General features: G+C 29.0%; 23 protein-coding genes and 1 other RNA gene. 16 read left to right on the top strand and 8 right to left on the bottom strand.

The window, feature by feature from the left end; translation table 11 throughout:
• Window positions 1-26: 26 nt before the first annotated feature.
• Complete coding sequence (locus FIA58_RS13730; protein ID WP_140963061.1) at window positions 27-932, top strand: neutral zinc metallopeptidase; 906 nt, start codon at window positions 27-29, stop codon at window positions 930-932.
• Between the two features lie 193 nt (window positions 933-1125).
• Window positions 1126-3018, top strand: coding sequence for a molecular chaperone DnaK (dnaK, locus tag FIA58_RS13725; RefSeq protein WP_140963060.1), 1893 nt, complete (start codon window positions 1126-1128; stop codon window positions 3016-3018).
• A gap of 321 nt (window positions 3019-3339) precedes the next feature.
• Here dnaK and FIA58_RS13720 read toward each other — a convergent pair whose 3' ends face one another.
• Complete coding sequence (locus FIA58_RS13720) at window positions 3340-5877, bottom strand: zinc-dependent metalloprotease (protein ID WP_140963059.1); 2538 nt, start codon at window positions 5875-5877, stop codon at window positions 3340-3342.
• A gap of 256 nt (window positions 5878-6133) precedes the next feature.
• Between FIA58_RS13720 and FIA58_RS13715 the strand changes: the two genes are divergently transcribed.
• The 3 genes from FIA58_RS13715 (at window position 6134) to FIA58_RS13705 (ending at window position 8309) form a co-directional block, all read left to right on the top strand.
• A complete protein-coding gene (locus FIA58_RS13715; protein WP_140963058.1) occupies window positions 6134-6766 on the top strand; it encodes a hypothetical protein in 633 nt (210 codons plus the stop codon).
• A 75-nt stretch (window positions 6767-6841) separates the two neighbouring features.
• Window positions 6842-7792: an NAD(P)H-dependent flavin oxidoreductase gene (locus tag FIA58_RS13710; protein ID WP_140963057.1), complete on the top strand. Its 951-nt coding sequence runs from the start codon at window positions 6842-6844 to the stop codon at window positions 7790-7792.
• 67 nt (window positions 7793-7859) lie between these two features.
• Window positions 7860-8309, top strand: a complete 450-nt coding sequence (locus FIA58_RS13705) for a DUF4442 domain-containing protein (protein WP_243754678.1) — start codon at window positions 7860-7862, stop codon at window positions 8307-8309.
• 14 nt (window positions 8310-8323) lie between these two features.
• Here the strand turns inward: FIA58_RS13705 and FIA58_RS13700 are convergent, their stop codons facing one another.
• Window positions 8324-9019, bottom strand: a complete 696-nt coding sequence (locus FIA58_RS13700; protein ID WP_140963055.1) for a carboxypeptidase-like regulatory domain-containing protein — start codon at window positions 9017-9019, stop codon at window positions 8324-8326.
• 4 nt (window positions 9020-9023) lie between these two features.
• A complete protein-coding gene (locus FIA58_RS13695) occupies window positions 9024-10097 on the bottom strand; it encodes a glutaminyl-peptide cyclotransferase (RefSeq protein ID WP_140963054.1) in 1074 nt (357 codons plus the stop codon).
• 89 nt (window positions 10098-10186) lie between these two features.
• Between FIA58_RS13695 and ffs the strand changes: the two genes are divergently transcribed.
• The 4 genes from ffs to fsa all read left to right on the top strand — a co-directional run bounded on the left by ffs (window position 10187) and on the right by fsa (window position 12964).
• An RNA gene (ffs, locus tag FIA58_RS13690) (signal recognition particle sRNA small type) lies at window positions 10187-10285 on the top strand.
• A gap of 88 nt (window positions 10286-10373) precedes the next feature.
• Entirely contained in the window at window positions 10374-11372 is a 999-nt protein-coding gene (locus FIA58_RS13685; protein WP_140963053.1) for an enolase C-terminal domain-like protein, read from the top strand.
• Window positions 11373-11421: 49 nt separating this feature from the next.
• Window positions 11422-12225 carry an SDR family oxidoreductase gene (locus tag FIA58_RS13680; RefSeq protein ID WP_140963052.1) on the top strand — a complete coding sequence of 268 codons (804 nt, stop codon included), beginning with the start codon at window positions 11422-11424 and terminating at the stop codon, window positions 12223-12225.
• Between the two features lie 82 nt (window positions 12226-12307).
• Entirely contained in the window at window positions 12308-12964 is a 657-nt protein-coding gene (gene fsa, locus FIA58_RS13675) for a fructose-6-phosphate aldolase (protein ID WP_140963051.1), read from the top strand.
• Between the two features lie 66 nt (window positions 12965-13030).
• On the opposite strand, the gene FIA58_RS13670 is transcribed toward fsa, so the two are convergent.
• Window positions 13031-14434 carry a thioredoxin-like domain-containing protein gene (locus FIA58_RS13670; RefSeq protein WP_140963050.1) on the bottom strand — a complete coding sequence of 468 codons (1404 nt, stop codon included), beginning with the start codon at window positions 14432-14434 and terminating at the stop codon, window positions 13031-13033.
• Window positions 14435-14597: 163 nt separating this feature from the next.
• Between FIA58_RS13670 and FIA58_RS13665 the strand changes: the two genes are divergently transcribed.
• Window positions 14598-16217: an ABC-F family ATP-binding cassette domain-containing protein gene (locus tag FIA58_RS13665; protein ID WP_140963049.1), complete on the top strand. Its 1620-nt coding sequence runs from the start codon at window positions 14598-14600 to the stop codon at window positions 16215-16217.
• Window positions 16218-16244: 27 nt separating this feature from the next.
• On the opposite strand, the gene FIA58_RS13660 is transcribed toward FIA58_RS13665, so the two are convergent.
• Window positions 16245-16676, bottom strand: coding sequence for a BLUF domain-containing protein (locus tag FIA58_RS13660; protein WP_140963048.1), 432 nt, complete (start codon window positions 16674-16676; stop codon window positions 16245-16247).
• Window positions 16677-16796: 120 nt separating this feature from the next.
• Between FIA58_RS13660 and pyrR the strand changes: the two genes are divergently transcribed.
• From pyrR to FIA58_RS13630, 6 genes are all read left to right on the top strand, one after another.
• The gene (gene pyrR, locus FIA58_RS13655) at window positions 16797-17339 is read left to right on the top strand and encodes a bifunctional pyr operon transcriptional regulator/uracil phosphoribosyltransferase PyrR (RefSeq protein WP_140963047.1); all 543 of its coding nucleotides are present in this window, start codon (window positions 16797-16799) and stop codon (window positions 17337-17339) included.
• Window positions 17340-17365: 26 nt separating this feature from the next.
• Complete coding sequence (locus tag FIA58_RS13650; protein WP_140963046.1) at window positions 17366-18295, top strand: aspartate carbamoyltransferase catalytic subunit; 930 nt, start codon at window positions 17366-17368, stop codon at window positions 18293-18295.
• A 43-nt stretch (window positions 18296-18338) separates the two neighbouring features.
• Entirely contained in the window at window positions 18339-18671 is a 333-nt protein-coding gene (locus FIA58_RS13645) for a ribonuclease Z (RefSeq protein WP_140963045.1), read from the top strand.
• Between the two features lie 56 nt (window positions 18672-18727).
• A complete protein-coding gene (locus FIA58_RS13640) occupies window positions 18728-19633 on the top strand; it encodes a ribonuclease Z (protein ID WP_140963044.1) in 906 nt (301 codons plus the stop codon).
• A 260-nt stretch (window positions 19634-19893) separates the two neighbouring features.
• Window positions 19894-20538: a pyridoxamine 5'-phosphate oxidase gene (gene pdxH, locus FIA58_RS13635; RefSeq protein ID WP_140963043.1), complete on the top strand. Its 645-nt coding sequence runs from the start codon at window positions 19894-19896 to the stop codon at window positions 20536-20538.
• A 478-nt stretch (window positions 20539-21016) separates the two neighbouring features.
• Window positions 21017-21511, top strand: coding sequence for a CAP domain-containing protein (locus FIA58_RS13630; protein WP_140963042.1), 495 nt, complete (start codon window positions 21017-21019; stop codon window positions 21509-21511).
• Between the two features lie 89 nt (window positions 21512-21600).
• Here the strand turns inward: FIA58_RS13630 and FIA58_RS13625 are convergent, their stop codons facing one another.
• The 3 genes from FIA58_RS13625 to FIA58_RS13615 form a co-directional block, all read right to left on the bottom strand.
• A complete protein-coding gene (locus tag FIA58_RS13625; RefSeq protein ID WP_140963041.1) occupies window positions 21601-23520 on the bottom strand; it encodes an OmpA family protein in 1920 nt (639 codons plus the stop codon).
• A gap of 11 nt (window positions 23521-23531) precedes the next feature.
• Complete coding sequence (locus tag FIA58_RS13620; RefSeq protein ID WP_140963040.1) at window positions 23532-24440, bottom strand: PorP/SprF family type IX secretion system membrane protein; 909 nt, start codon at window positions 24438-24440, stop codon at window positions 23532-23534.
• A gap of 21 nt (window positions 24441-24461) precedes the next feature.
• A partial coding sequence (locus FIA58_RS13615) for a gliding motility-associated C-terminal domain-containing protein (RefSeq protein ID WP_140963039.1) occupies window positions 24462-25368 on the bottom strand: 907 nt, incomplete at its 5' end.

Below are 25368 nucleotides of genomic sequence, written 5' to 3'. Positions count from 1 at the left end.
TATTAATAACCTTAACTATTTTTATAATGAAAACAAATTTCAGAAATGCATCATTATTTTTAGGTGCTTTAGTATTATCAACAATGCTATCTTGTAGTAATGATGAAGAGTCAACACTTGATTCACAAGATGAAGTATTATCAGTTATTGATCAACAACCTAGCGCAAAAGAAGGAGATTGTGGTTATGTTGATGGAAACTGGAGTTCTACTGCTAGTCTTTACACAAGTTTACCTAATAGTGGTAGCACTAGAAACTCAAGCTTAATTACTTCTCAGAATAGTGCAATTGCTTCTTTCTGGGGTAGATCTGCTCCAACTTTTCGTTTTGTAAGAGATTTATCTAACCCAACATCTACTTTTAATGCTATTTCTTATAGTAATGGAAAAATATATTTTGGAGAAGAAATTTTTAAATGGGCTTACAACAGAGATTCATCTAATTTAATTAATGTAATGATTTTAGCTCATGAATATGGTCACCAATTGCAATATGCTTATGGTTTACCATCAAGAAATGAATCAACAGCTAGATCTGCTGAATTAGAGGCAGATGGATTTGCTGGTTATTATTTAAGAAGAGGATATGGAAAATCTACTTTCGCATCTATCGCTACAGCTTATAATGCTGCTTATGCGATTGGAGACTATTCTACTTCAAGTCCTGGCCACCATGGTACACCTCCACAAAGAAAATCGGCTGTACGTTTAGGTTTCTTATTTGCAGATCCACAAAATTCAAAATTATCTGCTTCAAATTTTGATTATTATTTCTTCTACTATTATAATGGTGTTTTAAATGGAACATATAGAATGGCACAGCCAGAAGGTATTGCTCCAGAATTCCATACTTTTATGATGGCTCATATGGAAGAATTAAGAAAAATTGCAAGTGGAGAAATGTCTGATGAAGATTATATCAACTTGAGATAATACAAAACAATCTAAATTTTCTAAAGGGTTGCCAACTGGCAACCTTTTTTTGTGTCATTATGTCATTGTTTTTTTTAATAAATGACAAATGAATGACAATTATTCAATATAAATGTGTTGGCACAAAGATTGTCTAATAAATAACAAGTTTTGAAAATGAAATAAAAACGCACAATAAATTAAGATTAAAATTATGAGTAAAATTATTGGAATTGATTTAGGAACAACAAATTCATGTGTTGCTGTTATGGAAGGTGGGGAGCCTGTAGTAATTGCAAACGCAGAAGGTAAAAGAACAACCCCTTCAGTAATTGCATTTGTAGAAGGTGGAGAAATTAAAGTAGGTGACCCTGCAAAAAGACAAGCTGTAACAAATCCTACAAAAACAATAGCTTCAGTTAAGCGTTTTATGGGTAATAAATATACTGAAAGTGCTAAAGAAGCTTCTACTGTTGCTTACAAAGTAGTAAAAGGAGATAATGATACTCCTAGAGTTGATATCGATGGTAGATTATATACACCACAAGAGTTGTCAGCTATGACACTTCAAAAAATGAAGAAAACTGCTGAAGATTATTTAGGAACAACTGTTACACAAGCAGTTATTACTGTACCAGCTTATTTTAATGATGCTCAACGTCAAGCTACAAAAGAAGCAGGTCAGATTGCTGGATTAGAAGTAATGCGTATTATTAATGAACCAACTGCGGCTGCATTAGCTTATGGTTTAGATAAACAAGGTAAAGATCAAAAAATTGCTGTTTATGATTTAGGTGGTGGTACATTTGACATTTCTATCTTAGAATTAGGTGATGGTGTTTTTGAAGTATTATCTACTAATGGGGATACTCATTTAGGTGGTGATGATTTTGATCAAGTGATTATTGATTGGTTGGCTAACGAATTTAATACTGCTGAAGGTATTGATTTACGTAAAGATCCAATGGCATTACAACGTTTAAAAGAAGCTGCTGAAAAAGCTAAGATTGAATTATCATCTTCTGCACAAACAGAAATTAACTTACCTTATGTAACGGCAACAGCTACAGGACCAAAACACTTAGTACAAACATTAACAAGATCTAAATTTGAGCAATTAGCTGAAACTTTAGTAAAACGATCAATGGACCCTGTTGCAAAAGCTTTAAAAGATGCTGGTTTGTCTACATCTGATATTGATGAAGTAATTCTAGTTGGTGGATCAACACGTATTCCAGTTATTCAAGAACATGTTGAAAAATTCTTCGGTAAAAAACCATCAAAAGGAGTAAATCCTGATGAAGTAGTAGCAATTGGAGCAGCTATTCAAGGTGGTGTTTTATCTGGTGATGTGAAAGATGTATTATTATTAGATGTTACTCCATTATCTTTAGGTATTGAAACTATGGGTGGTGTTTTAACTAAATTAATTGAATCTAATACAACAATTCCGACTAAGAAATCGCAAGTTTTCTCTACAGCAGCAGATAATCAACCATCGGTAGAAATCCATGTTTTACAAGGTGAAAGACCAATGGCACAAGATAACAAAACAATTGGTCGTTTCCATTTAGATGGTATTCCACCAGCAGCTAGAGGTATTCCTCAAATTGAAGTAACTTTTGATATTGATGCTAATGGTATCATTAAAGTTTCTGCAACTGATAAAGGAACAGGTAAATCACATGATATTCGTATTGAGGCTTCTTCAGGTTTAACTCCAGAAGAAATCGAAAAAATGAAAAAAGATGCTGAGATGAATGCTGAAGCAGATAAAAAAGCAAAAGAAATGGCTGATAAATTAAATGAAGCTGATTCTATGATTTTCCAAACGGAAAAGCAATTAACTGAATTTGGAGAAAAATTATCAGAAGGTAATAAGACTGCTATTGAAGGAGCTTTAAATGAATTGAAAGCAGCTTATGAAACTAAAGATGTGGCTACAATTGCTCCAGCTTTAGATAAAATAAACGAAGCTTGGAAAAATGCATCTGAAGAAATGTACAAAGCACAAGCTGAAGGTGGAGCTCAAGAAGCACAACCACAAGCTGATGCTTCTGATTCAGGAGATCAAACCCAAGATGTAGATTTTGAAGAAGTGAAATAATCTGTATTAAATTAATACCTAAAATAGAACCGAGTAATTTTATTATTACTCGGTTTTTTTATACTATTTCTATACTTTCTAATGAGTTGTTTAGAAATTAAAAACAGCTATTATAGCCCTGATAGGAACGGCATCCTTTTCTTTTTTTATGATACATTTTAATGAGATTAACGAGATTGGGTGAAAAAGAAAAGATATAGTGGATAGCAGGACCTTTTTTCAACCGAAGCACTATTTTTGTGCTCCTGATAATATACTTCTATTATAAAAAAAGCCGTTTCAAAATACTTCGAAACGACTTTTTTAAAGATTTTTTTAAGTTTATTTAGGATCTAACGCAGCGTCAATTTTTGCTAATACATCTTGTAAATGAAATTTACTCAAACGATCGCTAGTAATAGTTAATGCGGTTTTAATTTCTCTTTTTAACTCTGATAATTGTCCTCTGGCAATTGAAGGAATATCTGTCTCACTGTATTTAACTGATCTTCTGTTTAAACCTCTAGCTGTTTGTTTTCCATCTACATCTAGTGCATCTATAAGTTCATTAACATATAATTTTTGTAAATTTCTTCTGTAAACATCTATTGAAGTTCCTGATCTTAATTCAGAAAAAATTCCTTTTTTCAAATCTGTCATAAGTTTATCTACAGAATAATTTTCTTTATTTACTGATGAAGTTTCAATTAATCGAATTAAGCGATCACCAGATAATAAGCTAGATAATGTATTGTTCTGTAGGTTTTTAATAGCTTCAACACCATTATCAGGATTTATTTTAGATAGAATATTTTCATCTAAAAGCCATTTAGGAGTTTTAAATAATTGAGTATTTAAGAAAGAAACAGCATCATTTTGAATAGTACTTGGTGTTACTTCATATTGAGCCCCTTCCATATCATAGGTTTTAGGTGTTTCATAAATCCCTCCTACATTTTTGGTAACATGTCCCATATATCTTCTAAATTGTCCTATTAAAGAACCATATAAATCTTCTAATTCAGAATAATCTTCACCATCTTCTTTACTCCAATCAATTAAATTTGGTAAAATTCGTTTAAGATTTTTTATACCATATTCAGAAGCTTTCATTGCATTATCACCTAAATCTTCTGTTTGATATCTTGGGTCATAAGGACTAGTTTCAGTACCAAACCATAAACGACGATTTTTATAAGCTTCTTTGGTCATCGTGTTTAATAAGGCTTTTTCTTCTTCTTCACTTTTCGCATCTTTAAAGTAAGAATAACCCCATTTTATAGCCCATTTATCATAATCTCCAATTCTTGGGAATAAATCTGTAATGTTATCTTCTGGTTGTGCTACATAATTAAATCTAGCATAATCCATTATTGAAGAAGTATGTCCGTTTTTATCGATAAACTCTTTGTTTCTAAGCATTTCTACAGGAGTCGCGTTACTAGCTCCCATATTGTGACGTAAGCCTAATGTATGACCAACTTCATGAGAAGATACAAAACGAATTAATTCCCCCATTAATTTATCATCAAACTTTTTGTTTCTAGCTCTTGGATCAACTGCAGCTGTTTGTACTAAATACCAATCACGTAATAAGCTCATTACATTATGATACCAACCAATGTGACTTTCTAAAATTTCACCAGTTCTTGGGTCATGAACATTTGGTCCATATGCATTAGGAATATCTGCTGCAAAATATCTTAAAACAGAGAAACGTGCATCTTCTAAGCTCATTGTTGGATCATTTTCTGGCCAATATTCACCTCTAATAGCATTCTTCCATCCTGCGAACTCAAAAGCGACTTTCCAGTCGTCTATTCCTTGTTTAATAAAAGGCTTCCATTTGTCAGGAGTAGCTGGATCAATGTAGTATACAATTGGTTTTTTAGGTTCTATTAATTCTCCATTTTTTTGTTTTTGAGCATCCTCTTCATTTTTTGGCTCTAATTTCCATCTTACTGCAAATACTTCTCTATCTGCTTTTAAAGATTCCTCTTTGAAGACATCATAATCATTAGCAAAATATCCAACTCTCTTGTCAAATAGTCTTTTTCGCATTGGTTTTTCAGGTAAAAGGAGCATAGATGTATTTAATTCTAATGTTACTACACCTGCATCTAATCCTGATGGTAAATCTACTCCTATTTTTGGAGAAGGAGTTCTAGATATTCTTGGTTGTTCTGTAGAGAAAGTTTTTACACTTCTAATTTCTGTATTTATTGGAAAACTTTTAATATCCTGAATGAATGATTTATCTTTTTGAAAAGATTGAATACTTAAAAGCTGCTTGTTAATTGGACTTAATGAAAAAGTTTGAACATCTGCATCAAAAGTTGAATTCATATCTATTACATAACCAGTATTTTCTTTTCCAGATGCATCTTTTTTGTATGCCAATATATCATAGTTACCTATAATTGGATCAGAGTTTGAATTTTTAACAGCTCTTGCAATTGGTTTGTCCTCATCTGGAGACATAATTACATAGGTAATAGAGCGTAAAAGAATATTATCATTTAATCCTCTTTCAAATTTCACAACTTGTCTATTAATTTCTTCTCCTCCAAAAATCCCTCCACCAGCTGGAGTTTTTGAGTAACGAGTAATAGTCATTATTTCTTTACCAATTAAGGAATCAGAAATTTCAAATAAAAATTTCTTATCCATTTTGTGAACATCAATTAGCCCTTTTTGAGTAATAGCAGTTGAATCTATTACTTTATCATAGGGTTTAGGACCTTTTTTTTCTTCGGGCTTTTTAGTAGTTGCAGTAATAGTACCTTTTGAATTCTTTTTTTTGCTTTTTCTCTGAGCGTGGCTTCCAACCGAAAATAAAAATAGAAAACAGGTTGTAAGCAATGTGACTTTTTTTAACATAAATAGGGTTATTGGTTATTTTGGTTTTGTTTTCCTCAAATTTATTTTAAAAAAATTAGAATTATTATTTAATCTATAAATTATTAGATTTTTTTAACATTTATTATAATTTCTGTACAAAAAAGAAGTTTTTTGTGTTTTATCTATTGTACCAATGTTTTTTGTACTTTGGTAACTTTTAATAAACGTAAAAGGAAAACCTTAGTCACTAATATTAAAAAATCTAATTGGTGATATAAATTCAAATAATAATAGTATGAAAAGACTTTTTTTGGTTTTACTACTTATAGTGGTTACTTCTGGTTTTTCTCAAAAGAAAAAGGCAACAAGTAAAAAATCTACATCAAAGACTGTTTTAGCTAAAGTAGATAACCTTACTGCTGAAATAGTTACTGTTAACAAACAAAAAAAAATAGTATTGTATGTCTTAAATGAAGGAATTCAAGAAGTTATAGAGTTAAATAATAGCATTCATCCTTTTTTAGAACCTATCAATTTCAGTATTACACCATTTACAGTTAATGAAATTAAGTTATATCATATTCATTGGGAAGAGAAAAATAAAATAAATACGAAGTTAAAAAATGAAAATCAAGATATAGTTGAATCTCAAATTTGGAATATTAAAAAAAAGGAATTACTTATTGGTAATACACAAAAATCGAGTCATATAGTTGAAACGATTTATTTAGATAAAAATAAAACAGCTTCTGAAACTCAAGAACGAAACAGAAAAGAAGGTTTCGAATTTAATTTATTGCCTAATGGAGATTTTATTTTAAAAAATAAGACACAACAAAATACTTATTCCTATAATACTACATTAGATAAGTATGAAATAAAAAAAGGAAGTAATTCTAAGCCAACATCTTCACATAAAAAGAGATAATATGTTAAAAAACAAATAGTATGCATGCATACTATTTGTTAAAACTTTACTATATTTGAATAAAATTAGACTAAAATGGAAAAACCAAATTTAAAAACGATACTTGGAATTAAATACCCTATAATTATGGCTCCTATGTTTTTAGTTTCTAATACCAAAATGGTAATTGAAGCTATGAATAGTGGAATTGCAGGATGTATTCCAGCATTAAATTACAGAACTTTAGATGAGCTAAAAGCTTCTATAAAAGAGCTAAAAGCTGCGAAAGTTGAAGGAGGAAGTTTTGGTTATAATTTAATTGTTAATAAATCAAATGTAAAATTTAAAGAACAACTCAGAGTGCTTTGTGATGAGGGAGTTGATTTTATTTTAACTTCTTTAGGTAGTCCAGAAGAAACTATTATACAAGCTCATAAAGTAGGAATAAAAGTGTTTTGTGATGTAACTGATTTATCATTTGCAAAAAAAGTGGAAGGCTTAGGAGCAGATGCATTAGTTGCAGTTAATAATAAAGCTGGTGGCCATAGAGGAAATATTAGTCCGGAAATGTTAATTAAAGAATTAAATGAGAAAACTTCATTACCAGTTATTTCTGCTGGTGGAGTAGGAAGTAAGGCAGAATTAGATGCAATGCTAGGTTATGGTGCAATAGGAGTCTCTGTAGGAAGTCCTTTTATAGCATCAATAGAGGCAGGAGTTTCTGATGAATATAAACAAGCGTGTGTTGATTATGGTAAAAATGATATCATAATGACAGAGCGTATTTCTGGTACACCTTGTTCTGTAATCAATACACCTTATGTTCAAAAAGTAGGAACAAAACAAAGTTGGTTAGAACGTATATTAAATAAAAATAAATCTTTAAAAAAATGGGTAAAGATGGTTCGTTTTTATATTGGTATGAAAGCAACTGAAAAAGCAGCAAAACAAGTAACATACAAAACAGTTTGGGTTGCAGGACCAAGTATAGAACATACAAAATCCATTCAGCCTGTAAAGGATATAGTGACTCATTTGACGGTTTAATGCTATGTATGACTCCATTTTTACTTTCTTAAATCGTTTTTTTAAGAAAGCTACTTTATTTAAAATCATGTTTAATATTTCTCCTATGTACAGAAGAAGTTGTGGAAGAATTACTTTTGTTTCTGATGATTTACATGTGGTAAAAGTTAAAATTCCTTTATCTTATAGAAACAAGAATTATGTAGGGTCTATGTTTGGAGGAAGTTTGTTTTCAGCAACTGATCCTATTTACATGATTCAACTAATGCAGATTTTGGGAAAGGAGTATGTAGTTTGGGATAAATCAACTAAAATTAGATTTAAAAGACCAGCTTATAACAATGCTCACGTAACTTTCGAATTTAACAAAGGAGAAATAACTGAAATTATTGAAAAAGTAAAACAAGAAAAAGAAGTGGATTGGGTTAAAAATCTAAAAATAACCAATGGAAAAGAGGTTGTTTTTACTGAATTGAATAAAACAATTTACATTAGTACTAAAGAATATTATAAAGAGAAAAGAGCTAAAAAGAGGTAATTTTTGCTCCTTTCCTATCGAAATAGATTTCCAATTTTATAGAATATTCTACCAAAGAAAGTTCTTCTAATACAAATACCACCAGCTACTATAATTGTTTGATCTTCAGTAATTATGTCTGATTTTAGATTAATAATATATTCTTTCTTAGTTGAAATTATTTCTTCATGAGTTTTATATCCTACGTATGTAACAATTAAAATATCTCCTAAAGATGCTTTAATAGAAAAAGTACCATTAAAATCAGAAATCACATAGTTGTTTGTTCCTTTTACGTTTATTTGAGCGGATGATAAAGGACCTAATTCATCATTTATTGTTCCAGTTATTATGGATTCTTGACTTAATTTTTTTTTGGTTTGATCAAATTCAAATTTTTTGTCAGTTTTCTCTATTTTTATTGGATTTCCTTGTGCAAAAATTTCTTGCATTCCAAAACTTAATAAACTAGTTAAAGTAGCCAAGGCTAACCAGTTTTTTCTTTTAAGACTAGTTTTTTCAATAGTTCTGTCTAGTTGACTAATTAAAAATCGACCACATAAATTTGTGTCTTTATGAATTGCTTCTATAATTTGACTATCTGATGATTTAGTAAAATCAGTTATATTTTTCTGACAACTAGTACAGAACTTTCCTTTTTCGACAAGAGTCATTGTATGCCAATTTTCATGACAAGGAGCTGGAATTGATATGTTAACTTTGTTTGACAAAGAATTATTCTAAAACAATTTCAAATGTTTTATCCCAATTTTTACCCGTAAGAAAAACAGTCTTTGTTTTAGGATTATAAGCAATACCATTTAAAACATCAACATCTGGATGTTGTGTTACTTTTGTCTTTAAATCTTTTAAATCTAAAATACCTTCTACAGCTCCGTTTTTTGGGTTTATAACCGCTAAAGCATCTTTACCATATACATTAGCCCATATCTTTCCTTCTATCCATTCTAGTTCGTTGAGCGCTTCAATTTTGGCTTTCTTAGTATACACATTTATGTAATCGACTTCTTGAAGTGTTTCAGGGTCTAAAATATAAATTTTTTCACTTCCTTCACTCATGTATAAATTTTTACCATCATTGGTTAAACCCCAACCTTGCATTTCTTTGAAATATTTAAAAGTTTTAATTTTTTCAAACGTATCTGCATTATAAACATAACCTTCATTATTTAACCAAGTCAATTGATATACTTTGTTGTTTAAAATAGTAATTCCTTCACCAAAATATTGTTCAGATAAAGATACAGTCTTATAAACTTCACCTGTTTTATAATTTGTTTTTCTTAAACTTGAAATACCTCTTTTTCCTGTTCCTTTTCCTTCTCCATTTCCTGTACCTTCATATAAAGTGTCTCTATAAAATTCAAAACCTTGGGTGTAAGCTTTGATATCATGTGGATAGGTGTTTATAATTTTATATTTCAGTGCTTTTGGGTTTACATTAGAAGCAACCATAAAGTTAGCAGTTACGGCTACATTTGTATCATCTGAAAAAATTGTGGCATTAATCTTTTGGTAACCTAATTTTTGATTAGATAAGTTAAATTTTAATTTACTATTATTTTTAGCAGAGCCAATTTTTACATCATTAATTAAATAAACTACTGAGTCAATAGTTTTATTTTCTTCATTTTTGATAATCAAATTTACACTCTCATCTAGTTGATAAACCTGTTTTAAAGCAGAAGTATCTATAGAAAATATTTTTTTTTCATCATTATTTTTGTTCCCACACGAATTAATAAAAAGGCTTAATAGTATGAAAGCGAAAGGCTTAAGATTCATCATCACAGTAAAATTTTATTAGTACAATATACAACGTTTTTTTAAAGTTACAATTGTCCTTGCAAAAATATAAAATGTTTGTATATTTGCACTGGCAAGTCCTACACGACCAGCTCCTGCAGACTCCCCCAGGGTGGGAACACAGCAAGGGTAAGCGGTTGTAGCGGTGCGATGTAGGTCGCTTGCCATTTTTTTATATTAGTATTTTTAAAATACTTTTTTTGTAATATTTTAGTCTCCTTCATGGAGATTTTTTATTTTTATGCCAATACTATAAATATGAAATTAAATTGGCAAATTGTTCGATTGGAATTAAAAGAAATATTTTCAATAAGTTATGGAAAATATGCTTTTAGGGAAGCCTTAATAATTTCATTATCGAAAAATGGTAAAATCGGATTTGGAGAATGTACAGCTATTGATTATTACCATATTGATTTAAAAGATTTTATAGCCAAATTGAATCAAATTAAAATACATGTTGAAAGAGAAGCTATTCAGCATCCTTTTGAGTTTTATTCTTTTTTAAAAACTTTTGAGATTTCCTCTTTTTTACTTTCTGCTTTAGATTGTGCATATTGGGATCTATTTGGTAAACTTGAAAATAAAAGTTTTTTAGCACTAAATAATATTAATTATTTCAACTTAAATGATTCTTCATTAACTATTAGTATAGCGCCAACTGAAAATCAAATAACAAAAATTAATACCTCAGATTGGAGAAAATTCAAAGTAAAATGTAACCGATTTGATTTAAAATCCATTGAAAAATTATTAAGTACCCAAAAAGAGATTGCTTTAGATGCAAATGGAAGTTTTTCAGTAGAAGACTGTAAGTTTTTAGAAGAACATATTATAGGAGAAAGATTGAGCTATGTGGAACAACCTTTAAAAGTGGGACAAGAAAATTACTCTTACTTAGATAGTTCAAAATTGGTAAATTGGATGGCAGATGAAGATTCTCAAGGAATTGGAAATATTGAAACTCTAAAACCACATTATAAAGTACTTAATGTTAAGTTGGTAAAAGTTGGTGGTCTGACACCCGCTTTAGAATTTATAAAAAAAGCTAAAGAAAACCATTTTAAAATTATGATAGGATGTATGACCGAAACCACTGTAGGTATTTCTGCGGGAGCAGTTTTAGCACCTTTAGTTGATTTTGTGGATTTGGATGGTGCTAATTTAATAATTAATGATATTGCAATAGGAACTTCTATTGCAAATGGAAAAATTGAACTATCTAATCGGCCAGGTTTAGGAATTTCTTTAAAATAGTTTTATTTTACTTACTAAAAGTTTTAATTTCGCAATATAATTTAGAAAAATGAATAAAGTTGTTTTTATTACAGGAGCTTCGTCTGGAATTGGAAAAGCTATTGGAGAATATTTATTGAATAAAGGCTTTATAGTTTATGGAACTAGTAGGAACCCAGAAAAGATTGAAAATTCAAGAATTCCTTTGTTAGCACTTGATGTTAGAAATGTTGAAAGCATAAAAAATGCAATTCAACAACTTATTGATAAAGAAGGTAAAGTTGATGTTGTAATTAATAATGCGGGAGTAGGAATTACAGGTCCTTTAGAAGAAATTCCAACAGAAGAGATTAAAAACAATTTTGAAACTAATTTATTTGGGCCTATCGAAGTAATGAAAGCTGTTTTACCACAAATGCGTTCTCAGAAAAGCGGTTTGATTCTTAATATTACTTCTATAGCAGGATATATGGGATTGCCCTTTAGAGGTGTTTATTCGGCTTCAAAAGGAGCTTTGGAATTGGTTACCGAAGCGATGAATATGGAAGTAAAATCTTTTGGTATTTCCATTGTAAATGTAGCTCCTGGAGATTTTGCTACTAATATTGCTGCTGGTAGATATCACGCACCAGTTATTTCAGGTTCACCTTATGAGAAAACCTATGGAATGACATTGGATATGATGAATAATCATGTTGATTCTGGGAGTAATCCAAATGAAATGGCTGAAGTTATTTTTAAAATTATTACTAGTAAAAAAAACAAAATTCATTATAAAGTTGGTGCCTTTATGCAAAAGTTTTCTATCGTGTTGAAACGTATTTTACCTGATGTATGGTATGAAAAATTACTTATGAACCATTATAAGTTATAAGATTATAATTTTATAATTTAGAAAAAATAAATTGTATTTTTGCATTTTTAACAACACACATATAAAATAAAAACAAAAACGTATGAAATTTTTTATTGACACGGCTAATCTAGATCAAATTAAAGAAGCGCAAGCACTAGGTGTTTTGGATGGAGTTACTACAAATCCATCATTAATGGCTAAAGAAGGTATTACGGGTAAAAATAATATCTTAAAACATTATGTGGATATTTGTAATATTGTTGAAGGAGATGTAAGTGCAGAAGTGAATGCGGTAGATTATGACGGAATGATTAAAGAAGGTGAAGAATTGGCTGACTTACACGAACAAATTGTCGTTAAGTTACCAATGACTAAAGAAGGAATTAAAGCCTGTAAATATTTTTCAGATAAAGGAGTAAAAACTAATGTAACTTTAATATTCTCTGCAGGTCAAGCATTGTTAGCAGCTAAAGCTGGAGCTACTTATTGTTCTCCTTTTTTAGGAAGATTAGATGACGTTTCTACAGATGGTTTGAATTTGATAGATGAAATTCGTCAAATTTATGATAATTATGGTTTTGAAACACAAATATTAGCTGCCTCAGTTCGTCATACAATGCATGTGGTAAATTGTGCAAAAATTGGAGCAGATGTTATGACAGGACCTTTATCATCAATCTTAGGATTACTAAAGCATCCTTTAACAGATATTGGCTTAGCTCAATTTATTGCTGATTTCGAAAAAGGAAATAAGTAAAAAATATTATAAGCTAAAAAAAGAGCGATTATCATTGATAATCGCTCTTTTTAGTTTTAATTTATATTATAAATCTTTTTCAAAATGGGCATCAAATAAATTAGCAAAAGCATTTTTAATGGTTCCATCTGGATTAAGGATTAGTGTCCTATGAATTTTAGTAATTACCCAACTTTCTTTAATTTCATCAAAATTAGTGGCCTTAAGTTCAATAACTTCCTTAAAATCATATTTTTTGAATGTTTCTAGCCAATTTTCCTTACTATCATTAATATTTATAGCTATAAAATTGATATTTGGATACTTGTTTTTTAAGGCTAATACTTTTTCATGAACAGTTTTAATATGTGATTCTGCATGAGTGGTCCAAAAGAATATTACTGTTTCTTTATTATTTATAAAATTTTGTAAATCAATAGTTTTAGAATGTTTATCTATTAAAGAAACTTTAGGAAGTAAATTACCTACTTTTAAGTTTTGTACTGCATTATAGATTTGAGTTACTTCTCTATGTTTTTCTTCATCAGAAGATAGTTCTATATATCTATCAATAAATTTTTTGTTATTATACATATTCTGATCTTCTAATAGATACATGTAAGCTATATTGTTTAAAACAATGTTTTTTACATTTTTGTCTTTTAATAAAGTATCAGCAATATTTAATTTCTTAATATTTTTCTCTAGAGATTTTGTTTCTAATTTGCATTTCCCTTTTTCATAAGTAACATTATTTAATAAAGCAGAAACATATTTTATAAAAGGAGAAAAGCTACCTAATTGAGGGTTGTTTAAGTTTAATGTTTTTCTGTATGAATAATAATCTTTTGGTAATTTTGGACAAATGTTCTCACCAGTTTTGTATTCGTGAGCATAAGGATATAATTCTTTTTTGTAAAAGTAATGTAAATTTAGACCTGCTTCCGCAATAGCATCAAAATTAGGGTTCCAGTTTATTTCAGATTTACGTTTTAAATAATAAGCTTTTCTATTTTCGTAACTAGAATCAATTGATGCATTGTAAGTTTCTAAATCTTTATCTAAAATTTCATATAAGTTTGATCTATCATTTTCATTTTTTAGATATAAATCAATTAGAAAATTATTTTTTTCATCACCTCTTCCACAAAAGGATAGGGTGTTGTCAAAGTCCAAAGAATTCAAACGAATCATTAAACTATCATTCTTATCAAAATAAACATACTGAAATTCAGGAGTGTGTTTAAAGGTATATAAGCCAGGTGCGAGAGAATCAAATTTATGTAAAAAACGATTATTTTTATCTAGTCGAATAGTGTCTAAAACAGTTTCATCCTTCATAAACAATACATAATTATCTTGTGGATTAATAATTTCTCCTCCAAAATAGGCCACATAATTATCTGGTTGAAAAACTTTTTTACAAGAAGTTAATGTGGTTAAAGCAAGGATAGATAAGGGTAAAAAGTATTTAATATATCTTTGAATCATTTATTAATTTACTAATTATTAGAGAACAAAAATAAATTTTCCATGTTAAAGGTCTTGTTAATGATGCGTTAAAATAAACATAATATAAGTTATACATTCATTAGAATACCAAAACTGCATATTTTTTTCTACTTTTGCAACAATTTTATAAAAAACAATAATAATGTTAACAGTTTCTAATTTATCAGTTCAATTTGGTAAACGTATTTTATTTGACGAAGTAAATGTGACCTTCACTCAAGGTAATTGCTACGGAATCATTGGTGCTAACGGTGCTGGAAAATCTACCTTTTTAAAAATTTTATCAGGGGAAGTTGATCCTACATCAGGAAGAGTAATACTTGAACCAGGAAAACGTATGTCGGTTTTAAACCAAAATCACAATATGTTTGATGAACATACGGTTTTGGAAACAGTACTGATGGGAAATAAAGTATTACATGCTATTAAATCAGAAATGGATGCTTTGTATTTGGATTACACGGATGAAAATGCAGATCGAATAGGTGAGTTGCAACTGCAATTTGATGAAATGAATGGATGGAATGCTGATTCTGATGCTGGCTCGATGTTATCTAACTTAGGAATTTCTGCAGATTATCATTATACATTAATGAGTGAATTAGAAGGAAAACTAAAAGTACGTGTTTTATTAGCACAAGCTCTTTTTGGTAATCCTGATGTTCTAATAATGGATGAGCCAACCAACGACTTAGATTTTGAAACTATCGGTTGGTTAGAAAATTTCTTGGCTAATTATGAAAATACAGTATTAGTTGTATCACATGACCGTCACTTTTTGGATTCGGTTTGTACACATGTATCAGATATTGACTTTGGAAAAATTAATCATTATTCAGGTAATTATACTTTTTGGTATGAGTCTAGTCAATTAGCGGCTAAACAAAAAGCACAACAAAATAAGAAAGCTGAAGAGAAAAAAGCAGAGTTAGAAGAGTTCATTCGTCGTTTTAGTGCCAATGTAGCAAAATCGAAACAAGCTACTTCTCGTAAAAAGATGATTGACAAGCTAAATTTGGATGAAATCAAACCTTCTAGTAGAAGGTATCCTGCCATAATTTTTGACACAGAAAGAGAAGCAGGTGACCAAATTTTAAATGTTCAAAATTTAAGTGCTTCAGTTGATGGAGAGATATTATTTAGTAATGTAGATTTAAACATGGCTAAAGGAGATAAAGTTGTAGTTTTCTCTAAAGATTCTAGAGCAACTACTGCTTTTTACGAAATATTAAACGGAAATCAAAACCCTGATTCTGGAACATTTGATTGGGGAATTACCACAACACAATCTTATTTACCAGGTGATAATCATGATTTTTTTGAAAGTAAAGACTTAAACTTAGTGGATTGGTTACGTCAATATGCTAAAACGGAAGAAGAAAGAGATGAAGTTTATATTAGAGGTTTCTTAGGTAAAATGATTTTTTCTGGGGAAGAAGCTCTAAAAAAATGTAACGTTTTGTCAGGAGGAGAAAAAGTACGTTGTATGTTGTCTAGAATGATGATGATGAGAGCTAATGTATTAATGTTAGATGAACCAACAAACCACTTGGATTTAGAATCGATTACAGCTTTTAATAATTCATTGAAAAATTTTAAAGGTTCTGTATTATTTACAACTCATGATCACGAATTTGCACAAACAGTTGCTAACAGAGTTTTAGAAATTACTCCAAAAGGAGTTATTGATAGATATATGACCTTTGATGAGTATTTAGAAGATCCAAAAATTAAAGAACAGCGTAAAGCTATGTATTCATAAAAATAAATCCCAATTAATTGGGATTTTTTATTTTATAAAGATTTTTTCTTTGCTTGATTTGAGAAATGTTTCAATAAATATTGAAGCAATTGAATCTTCATTATTTACAACTGTGTTATAATTTTCATAAATGGTATTTTTTATTGTGCCTTTCTCATGAAATTCTCTATCAATACTATTAAAACCCATTTTACAATTGGAATAAATTCTTGAGGAAACGTTACCTTCAAATACTTTAATGATATTCTTATGTCTAGAATCCATACTAATTTTTCCGTAAAGTTTTTGCAGTGGTTTTCTTTTGCCTTCTATAATTTGTAAAAAATTTCCATCAGAATAAAGAAGTAAACCAGTAATTCCGTTGGTTTCATTATTACTCCTTGAAGTCTTTAGTAATGCGATAATTTCGTCATTATTAAATTTGGTAGTAGCAGAACTGAGATAAATGATTCGATACATAATATACTGAGTTACATTGCTTTTTAAAGTTACGATTTTTTTTACAATTTTAAAAGTTTTTTTTACCAAATTAAAATTGAGAATTTTATTGTAAATTTACACACCAAACAAAACATAACAATGAGTCAAAAAATATTGCTAACTGCAAAAGAAGTCAATATCATACTACATCGTTTGGCTTGCCAACTTATAGAAAACCACCTCGATTTCTCAAATACTATTTTAATTGGTATTCAGCCAAGAGGAAAACATCTTGCAGAACGTTTAGCAGCTATATTAAAAGAAGATTATAAAATAAAAGACGTCCAGCTAGGTTTTTTAGATATTACTTTCTTTAGAGATGATTTTAGAAGAGGAGAAAAACCTCTAGAAGCAAATAGAACTGAAATTAATTTTATAGTTGAAGATAAGAAAGTGGTTTTTATAGATGATGTTTTATATACAGGAAGAAGTATAAGAGCAGCATTAACAGCTATTCAGTCTTTCGGAAGACCATCTGAGATAGAATTACTAACATTAATAGATCGAAGATTTAGCCGTCATTTACCAATTCAACCCGATTATAGAGGACGTCAAGTTGATGCCATTAATAATGAAAAAGTGGTGGTGAAATGGATAGAAAATGATGGTGAAGATTTAGTCTTATTAGAACAAAAAAAATAACAACAAACGACAACACAACAATATAAATGAAAGAATTATCAGTAAATCATTTAATAGGAATAAAACATATTAATAAAAATGATATTGATTTAATCTTTGAAACAGCCGATCATTTTAAAGAAGTCATTAATCGTCCCATTAAAAAAGTTCCCTCTTTAAGAGATATTACAATAGCCAATATTTTCTTTGAAAATAGTACTCGTACAAAATTGTCTTTTGAATTGGCACAAAAAAGATTATCTGCCGATGTGATTAGTTTTTCAGCGGCTCAATCATCTGTTAAAAAAGGAGAAACATTAATAGATACGGTAAATAATATCTTATCGATGAAAGTTGATATGGTGGTTATGCGTCATAGTAGTCCAGGAGCTGCACACTTTCTTTCGCAAAACGTAAAAGCTAGTATAGTAAACGCTGGTGACGGTGCTCATGAACATCCAACACAAGCCTTATTAGATAGTTATACTATTAGAGAAAAATTAGGAGATGTTTCCGGAAAAAAGATTGTAATAGTAGGAGATATTCTTCATTCTCGAGTAGCCTTATCTAATATATTTGCGCTACAAATGCAAGGAGCAGAAGTAAAAGTATGTGGACCAAAAACATTAATTCCTAAATATATAGAATCTTTAGGTGTAAAAGTAGAGCCTAATTTAAGAACAGCTTTAGAATGGGCAGATGTAGCTAATATGCTTCGCGTTCAAAATGAACGTTTAGATGTGAATTATTTCCCTTCTACAAGAGAATATGCCCAACAATATGGTGTAACCAAAGAGTTATTAAATTCGCTGGATAAAGAAGTTGTCATCATGCATCCTGGACCGATTAATAGAGGCGTAGAAATAACTTCAGATGTAGCTGATTCTCAACAATCGGTTATTTTAAATCAAGTAGAAAATGGAGTAGCTGTTAGAATGGCAGTTATCTATTTATTAGCAAGCAAAATTAAACAATAACACTTTTTAAATTAAATAAGCTTCTTAAAAATACAATACTATTATGAAAGTAGACAAAAAAGGACATACAACCGTACTGAAAGAAACAAAAGGAGATTTAGTTGCTTTTATAGAAAATATTTCGAATCAATATGCATCTTACAAAGATCAAAATTTAATTTTAGATCTCTCACACGATAAAAAAGTAACCGTAAAGGATGTCATAAATTTTAAAAATTTAGCCAAGCAACACACGAAATCAAAAAAGTCATTCGTAATTGTAGTGGATGAACTTGAATTTGATGAAGTGCCTGAATATTTAACAGTAGTTCCATCCCTTTTAGAAGCTCATGATATTATTGAAATGGAAGAAATTGAACGCGACTTAGGATTTTAATACAGATTACTTCTTTCAGTTATTATAACTGAATACTGTGACTGAACACGAAAAAAATGAAATTAACCATATTAGGCTGTTATGCAGCTACACCTAGAACAATTACAAATCCAACTTCACAGGTTTTAGAAATCAAAAATCAGATGTTTCTTATAGATTGTGGAGAAGGCACACAAGTACAGTTAAGAAAGCATAAAATTAAATTTTCTAGAATTAATCATATTTTTATTTCCCATCTCCATGGAGATCATTTTTACGGTTTAGTAGGTCTTATTTCCACTTTTATGCTACTCAATAGAGTAAATGACTTACATGTCTATGGACCAAAAGGAATTAAAGAACTCATCTTGATGCAATTAAAAGCTTCTGGGTCATACACAGGATATAATTTGTACTTTCACGAATTAGAATCTACAGAAAGTGAAATTGTTTTTGAAGATGAAAAAGTTATCGTAAAAACGATTCCATTAAAACATAGAATTTATACTAATGGGTATCTTTTTAAAGAAAAAAACAGTAAAAGAAAATTAAATATAGAAGCTGTAGAAAAGTATAATATTGAAACCTGTTATTATCAAAAAATAAAATCTGGTGGAGATATTACTTTAGAAGATGGAACCCTAGTTTCAAATAATTTATTAAGTTTCAATCCTGAACCAGAAAGGAGTTATGCATTTTGTAGTGATACAGTTTACAACGAAACAATATTGCCTATAATCGAAGGTGTAGATACATTATATCATGAATCTACTTTTTTAGAAACAGAAGCGCATTTAGCTGATAAAACTATGCACACAACAGCCAAACAAGCTGCAACCATAGCAAAAAAAGCAAATGCAAAAACGTTAGTCATGGGACATTATTCTACTCGATATGGCAATATAGAATTGTTTAAAGAAGAGGCACAAACTATTTTTGATAATATAATATTAGCAGATGATGGAAAAGAAATCAAACTCTGAAACTTATTTTGTAAAAATCATTAAGTTTTTATTTCGTTTTTTTACAAAGAAGAAAAAGTAAATCATTAACTTCTGTAAGGAGCTACACTTTTGGATTTATTTGTAAAGGTATTTCCTGCTATTCGTTACAATCTTTTTTTAAGTTTTCAAAATTTAAAAAAAGGATTTTCTCTTCTATCAGGGCTAGATTGTAACCATTTTAGTATTTGTTTATTATATTTTAAAATCAAGTTAGTAACTTTGTAGTATAACTAGAAAACATGTCAGATTTAAGTAACTATAGAAAATCATACGAAAAAAGTGAACTTTTAGAATCCAGTATTCCAGAAGATCCTATTAACTTATTTAATAGATGGTTTCATGAGGTTGAAGATTTTGGAGGAGTCGATGAAGTAAATGCAATGACTGTAGCTACAAATGGATTAGATGGTTTTCCAAAAAGTAGAGTAGTGCTTTTAAAAAAATTCAATGAAGAAGGTTTTATATTTTTTACCAATTATAATTCGGAAAAAGGGAAAGCTATTTTAGAAAACCCAAAAATCTGTTTGTCTTTTTTTTGGCATTCTATGGAACGTCAAGTAATTATTAAAGGTATTGCAGAGAAAACAAGTACAGCTATTTCTGATAATTATTTTGCATCAAGACCTGTTGGAAGCCAATTGGGAGCATTAGTATCAAATCAAAGTGAAATTATTCCTAATAGAGATTATTTAGAAAATGAATTAAAAGAATTAGAAATAGAATACCAATCAAAAGAGATTCCTAGGCCAGACTTTTGGGGTGGTTTTTTAGTAAAACCTATCGAAGTTGAGTTTTGGCAAGGAAGACCTAATCGACTTCATGATAGAATAAGATACAAATTGTCAGAAAAATACTATTGGAATATTGATAGATTATCCCCGTAAACTGTTAAATCGATTAAATATGTTAAAATTTAATGTTTTTTATCGATTTTATTTGTTTTTTATCGATTATGTTGTATATTTGTACTGTGAATATGTTATGATATTTTTCTAAATAACATATAGGTTTGATAACAAAAGTTTATTTATACCTTTTTGCCCTAAATCGTATAAATTTTATATAAAAATATTTATAGATATATAAATTTTTCATGTTTGTTTATTTGTTTGTAAAAAACATTATTCTCCCAGAATAATGTTTTTTTTTGACTTACAGTTTTTATATGTATTTATAAAAATTGTAAGAAAAATATAGTTTTTTACTTACTAAAAGTACTTTTCATTCTTTTAAATGTTAAATTTTAGTGTATTTCATCGATTTTATTTGCATATAATCGATTTTGTTGTACATTTGTCATGTAATTATTTATGAACCAAATCATATTTCATGAATGATAACTAAAAATTAATATTTTGGCTCATGAATAAAAAAATTGTAATCCTTTTTGCCCTATTGCTTACAATTACTTTATTAACCGCATGTTCTTCAAATACTGAAAATTTAGATTCTAATGAGATTGAGACATCTAAAAATTATTCTCATTCACCAAGTGAATTAGAATTATTAGATATGGTTAATGCTTATAGAGTTGAGAATGGATTAAATGCTTTAGAAATAATAGAGCACATTTCATTCAAAGGAGGTGAGCATAATGATTACATGATAGCTACTCAACAAGTAAATCATGATGGATTTTCACAAAGAAAGTCTAATTTTGAGATTGTTTTAGGAGCTGTTAAAGTTGGTGAAAATGTAGCCTATGGTTATGCAACAACACAAGCAGCAATGAATGCTTGGATTAACAGCCAAGAACATAAGGCTGTAATTTTAGGAGATTATACACATTTTGGAATCTCAGTAAAAACGGATTCCAATAATAAAAAATATTATACAAATATGTATATTAAGAAATAGAAAACTTCATGTTTGTTTATTTGTTTGTTAAAAAGGCATTACTACCGCCAACGTAATGCCTTTTTTTTATGTCTTTTTTGAAATAAATATTATTCTATTTTTGCTACAATAAATTCACTTCTTCTATTTTTTTGATGTTCTTCTTCGCTACATGGAACTCCATCAGAACATTCATTAATTAACTCAGTTTCTCCAAAGCCTTTTGCAGTAAGTCTCTCTCTTTCTATTCCATTAGCAACCATGAATTCTAAAGTAGATTTAGCTCTTCGATCTGATAAGCCTTCATTATATTTATGTGTTTGTCTACTATCGGTATGAGAACGAATGTCAACGTGCATTTTCGGATATTCTTTCATCACTTCAATCACTTTTTGAATATCTCTTGCTGCATCTGGACGAATGTTAGATTTATCTAAATCAAAATAAATTAGACTTATATTAAAAACTTTGGCTAGATCAGTTCCTATTTCAAATGGAATTATATTTTTGTCTAACGTTATATTTAGTTCAATTTTTCCATTTTTATTATTTGATGTAACAGGTTTTTCAACAGTTTCGTATTCTTCTTTTATAGCTCTAATGAAGTATTTTTTACTACAATCAATTTCAAAAGAATATTGTGCTTTATCATTTGTTTTTATGGTACTAATTTCTTTCATATTTTCATCAAATAAAATAACTGTCGAATTTGGTAGAATTTCATTTGTTTTTAAATCGGTTACTATTCCAATCAATGAATTACTACAAATAGTAAATTTATAAATATCATCAAAACCTAGCCCTCCATTTCTACTAGATGTGAAATAGCCATTTTTTTGGGTATTGATTATGAAACCAAAATCATCTTTTGAACTATTTATAGGTTTCCCAATATTTTTTGGCTTTTGAAACGAATTGTCTTTGTATTTAGATTCAAAAATATCTAAACCACCTAGTCCTAAATGGCCATCAGATGCAAAATATAGTGTTCCATCCGGACCAATGAAAGGGAATGATTCTCGACCTTCAGTATTAATTATAGAACCTAAGTTTTCAGGCTCTCCATATTTATCATTACTATCTATTGAAACTTTAAAAATATCAGCACCTCCTAAAGTACCTGGTCTATCAGAAGAAAAATAAAGTGTTTTTTCATCTATGCTTAATGATGGATGTGCCGTACTGTATAAGTCACTATTAAAAGGCAATTCCTTAAAATTAGACCATTCTCCATCTACTAAACTAGCTTTGTAAATTTTTATGAGTGTTGTCCTTTCCTTATCCATTCCTTTGTCTCTTCCTTTTTTGCCTTCTAAATAATTATTTCTAGTAAAATACATTTCTTTACCATCTTTTGTAAAAATAGCAGAAGATTCATTAAATTTTGAATTAACAGTGGTTGAGAAATTTTCTGGTTCTGTTAGAGTATTATCTTCATTTAGAGAGGAAATGTATAAGTCAGTAAAATTTTGATCAGTCCAATTATGTACTTTTTTTACTAAGACTTTATCAGGTCTAGAAGAAGTAAAAATAATTTTATCACCATAAAAAGAAGGACCAAAATCATAATATTTTGAATTTATAGTAGTTTTTTTAACGAAATACTTTCCAGAATCTTCTGATAAATCTTTGATATAATTTTTGTTTTCTTCAAACTCATTTCCTCTAGAATCATTTGTTTTTTGATTAAATAATTCTAAATAAACATTTGCTTTGTCATATTCTTCAATTGATTTTAAAGATTGTGAATAACGATAATAATATTCTGGTTCTACTTCAGTATTTAAATCAAATAGTTCCTTATACCATTTCACAGATTTTTCTAGTTCACTATTAAAATAGTAAGAATTACCTAACCTTTTGAATAATTCTGCGGATTTATGTCCTTTATTTGCGACTTTTTCATAAATCTTAATGGCGTCTATATAGGAGTATTTCTCATATTTTTTATCCGCTATAGCTAGTTTTAAACTTTGTGCATTTCCAAGCAGGTAAAAAATAATGCATAGGAGGGTAAATGTTTTTTTCATATGTTTAATCTTTAAAAAAATCTTGGAGATGTAATTCTGTTTCTTGTATTTATTTCGTATCGTAAAAATAGTTCATGAGATCCAGAATTATAATTACTTAAACGGGTAGTTTCAGCATCATAACCATAGCCTATAAACCATGATCTTGAAATTTGAAAACCAATTAATCCACTAATAGCTGCACTCCATCTATATGCAGCTCCTAATGTTAATTTATCATTTATTAAGAAATTAGCAGTAATATCAGCTTGTAATGGAGCACCTTCAACTATTTTGGTTAATAAAGCGGGCTTGAATTTTAAACTTTCACTAAAATCAAAAACATGACCTGCTATAAAATAATAATGCATTTTTTGTTTTGTAATAGCTACCAAATTATCATCATAATTACTTGTTTCAAATATATTTGGAATAGATAATCCGAAATAAGTTTTATCAGAAAATAGATAAAGACCAGCACCCATATTTGGAGAAAACTCAGTATTTATATTTTGAAATTTTGGATCATTTTGATTGTAGATATTCAATTTATTAACATCTAAATTAAATAAATTAGCTGTTCCTTTTATTCCAAGAGATAATTTAAAGTTTTCTGAAATAGGAACAAAATAAGAAATATCTGCTGAAATAGAGTTTTCTACAGTTGGTCCAATTTTATCATTAATAAACGATAATCCAAGCCCAAAATTACTTATTCCTAATGGAATATTTATAGAAAAATTATTAGTAACTGGAGCACCATCAAGACCTACCCATTGATTTCTATGTAACAAGAAAGCACTTAATATATCTCTACTTCCAGCATAAGCAGGATTAATATTAATAGTATTGTACATATACTGTGTATATTGAGAATCTTGTTGTGAATATGAAAAAGTAGAAAATAGAGTTAAATATAGGATATATAGTTTTTTTCTCATGAGTTAGTAGTAATAGTATTATTATTGATTCAAATATAAATAACCTGTTTTATCATTCGTATTATTTTCAGCATCAATGTATTTTAAAACATAAAAATAAGTTCCATTGGGTAGCTTTTCATTTTGTGTTATTGTTGTTCTTCCATGTGAATAGCCTTTAAAAGCATTGTTTTCATTGTTATAATTATTGGTTTCAAAGACTAAAATTCCCCATCGGTTATAAATTTCAATTGAATTATTGGTATAACATTCAATTCCATCAACAAAAAAGAAATCATTTAAATTATCGTTATTTGGAGAGACAGCATTATAAATGGTTATTTCACAAGCAGGTAATACAACACAATCATCATTTAAATTAATTATAATTTCATAAACTGAAGGGCAATTACTGTTTGTCTCAGTAACTAAGTATTGAATAATATAATTTCCAAGACTTAAGTTCATTGGATCAAATATAGAATTATTTAATCCACCAGAATTAGAAACATCAATCCATTCCCCATTTGTAGGAATTGTAGTATCTAGTAATAAAAATAAATCTGTAGCTATATCATCAGTACATATATCAAAAGGAATTCTAATAATTATAGGATTATTAGTTACGTTTATAGTTTGGGTAAATAAATCACTATTTCCACATAAATCGCTTACTAACCATTCTCTAATTATAATATATTCGTTAGAAGAAATTGTAGTAATTTCTTCATCAAAACTAATAGTTACAGTTGTAGAACAATTATCAATAAATTCTAATTGTGGAATGATAGGGATATCTGAACAAATTACATTTAAAACTGAACTCAATGGTGTAACCAATGTTGGAGCTGTAGTATCTTGAATAGTAATAGTTTGCGAATCTGTAGCGATATTTCCACAAGCATCCGTTGCAGTCCAAGTTCTTATTAAAGTATAGTTAGACGAACAA

Origin of the sequence: Flavobacterium jejuense (assembly GCF_006491595.2) — a bacterium.
Lineage (GTDB): Bacteria > Bacteroidota > Bacteroidia > Flavobacteriales > Flavobacteriaceae > Flavobacterium > Flavobacterium jejuense.
The sequence above is the reverse complement of the archived record's forward strand: the minus strand, read 5'-3'. Positions and strand labels throughout refer to the sequence as shown.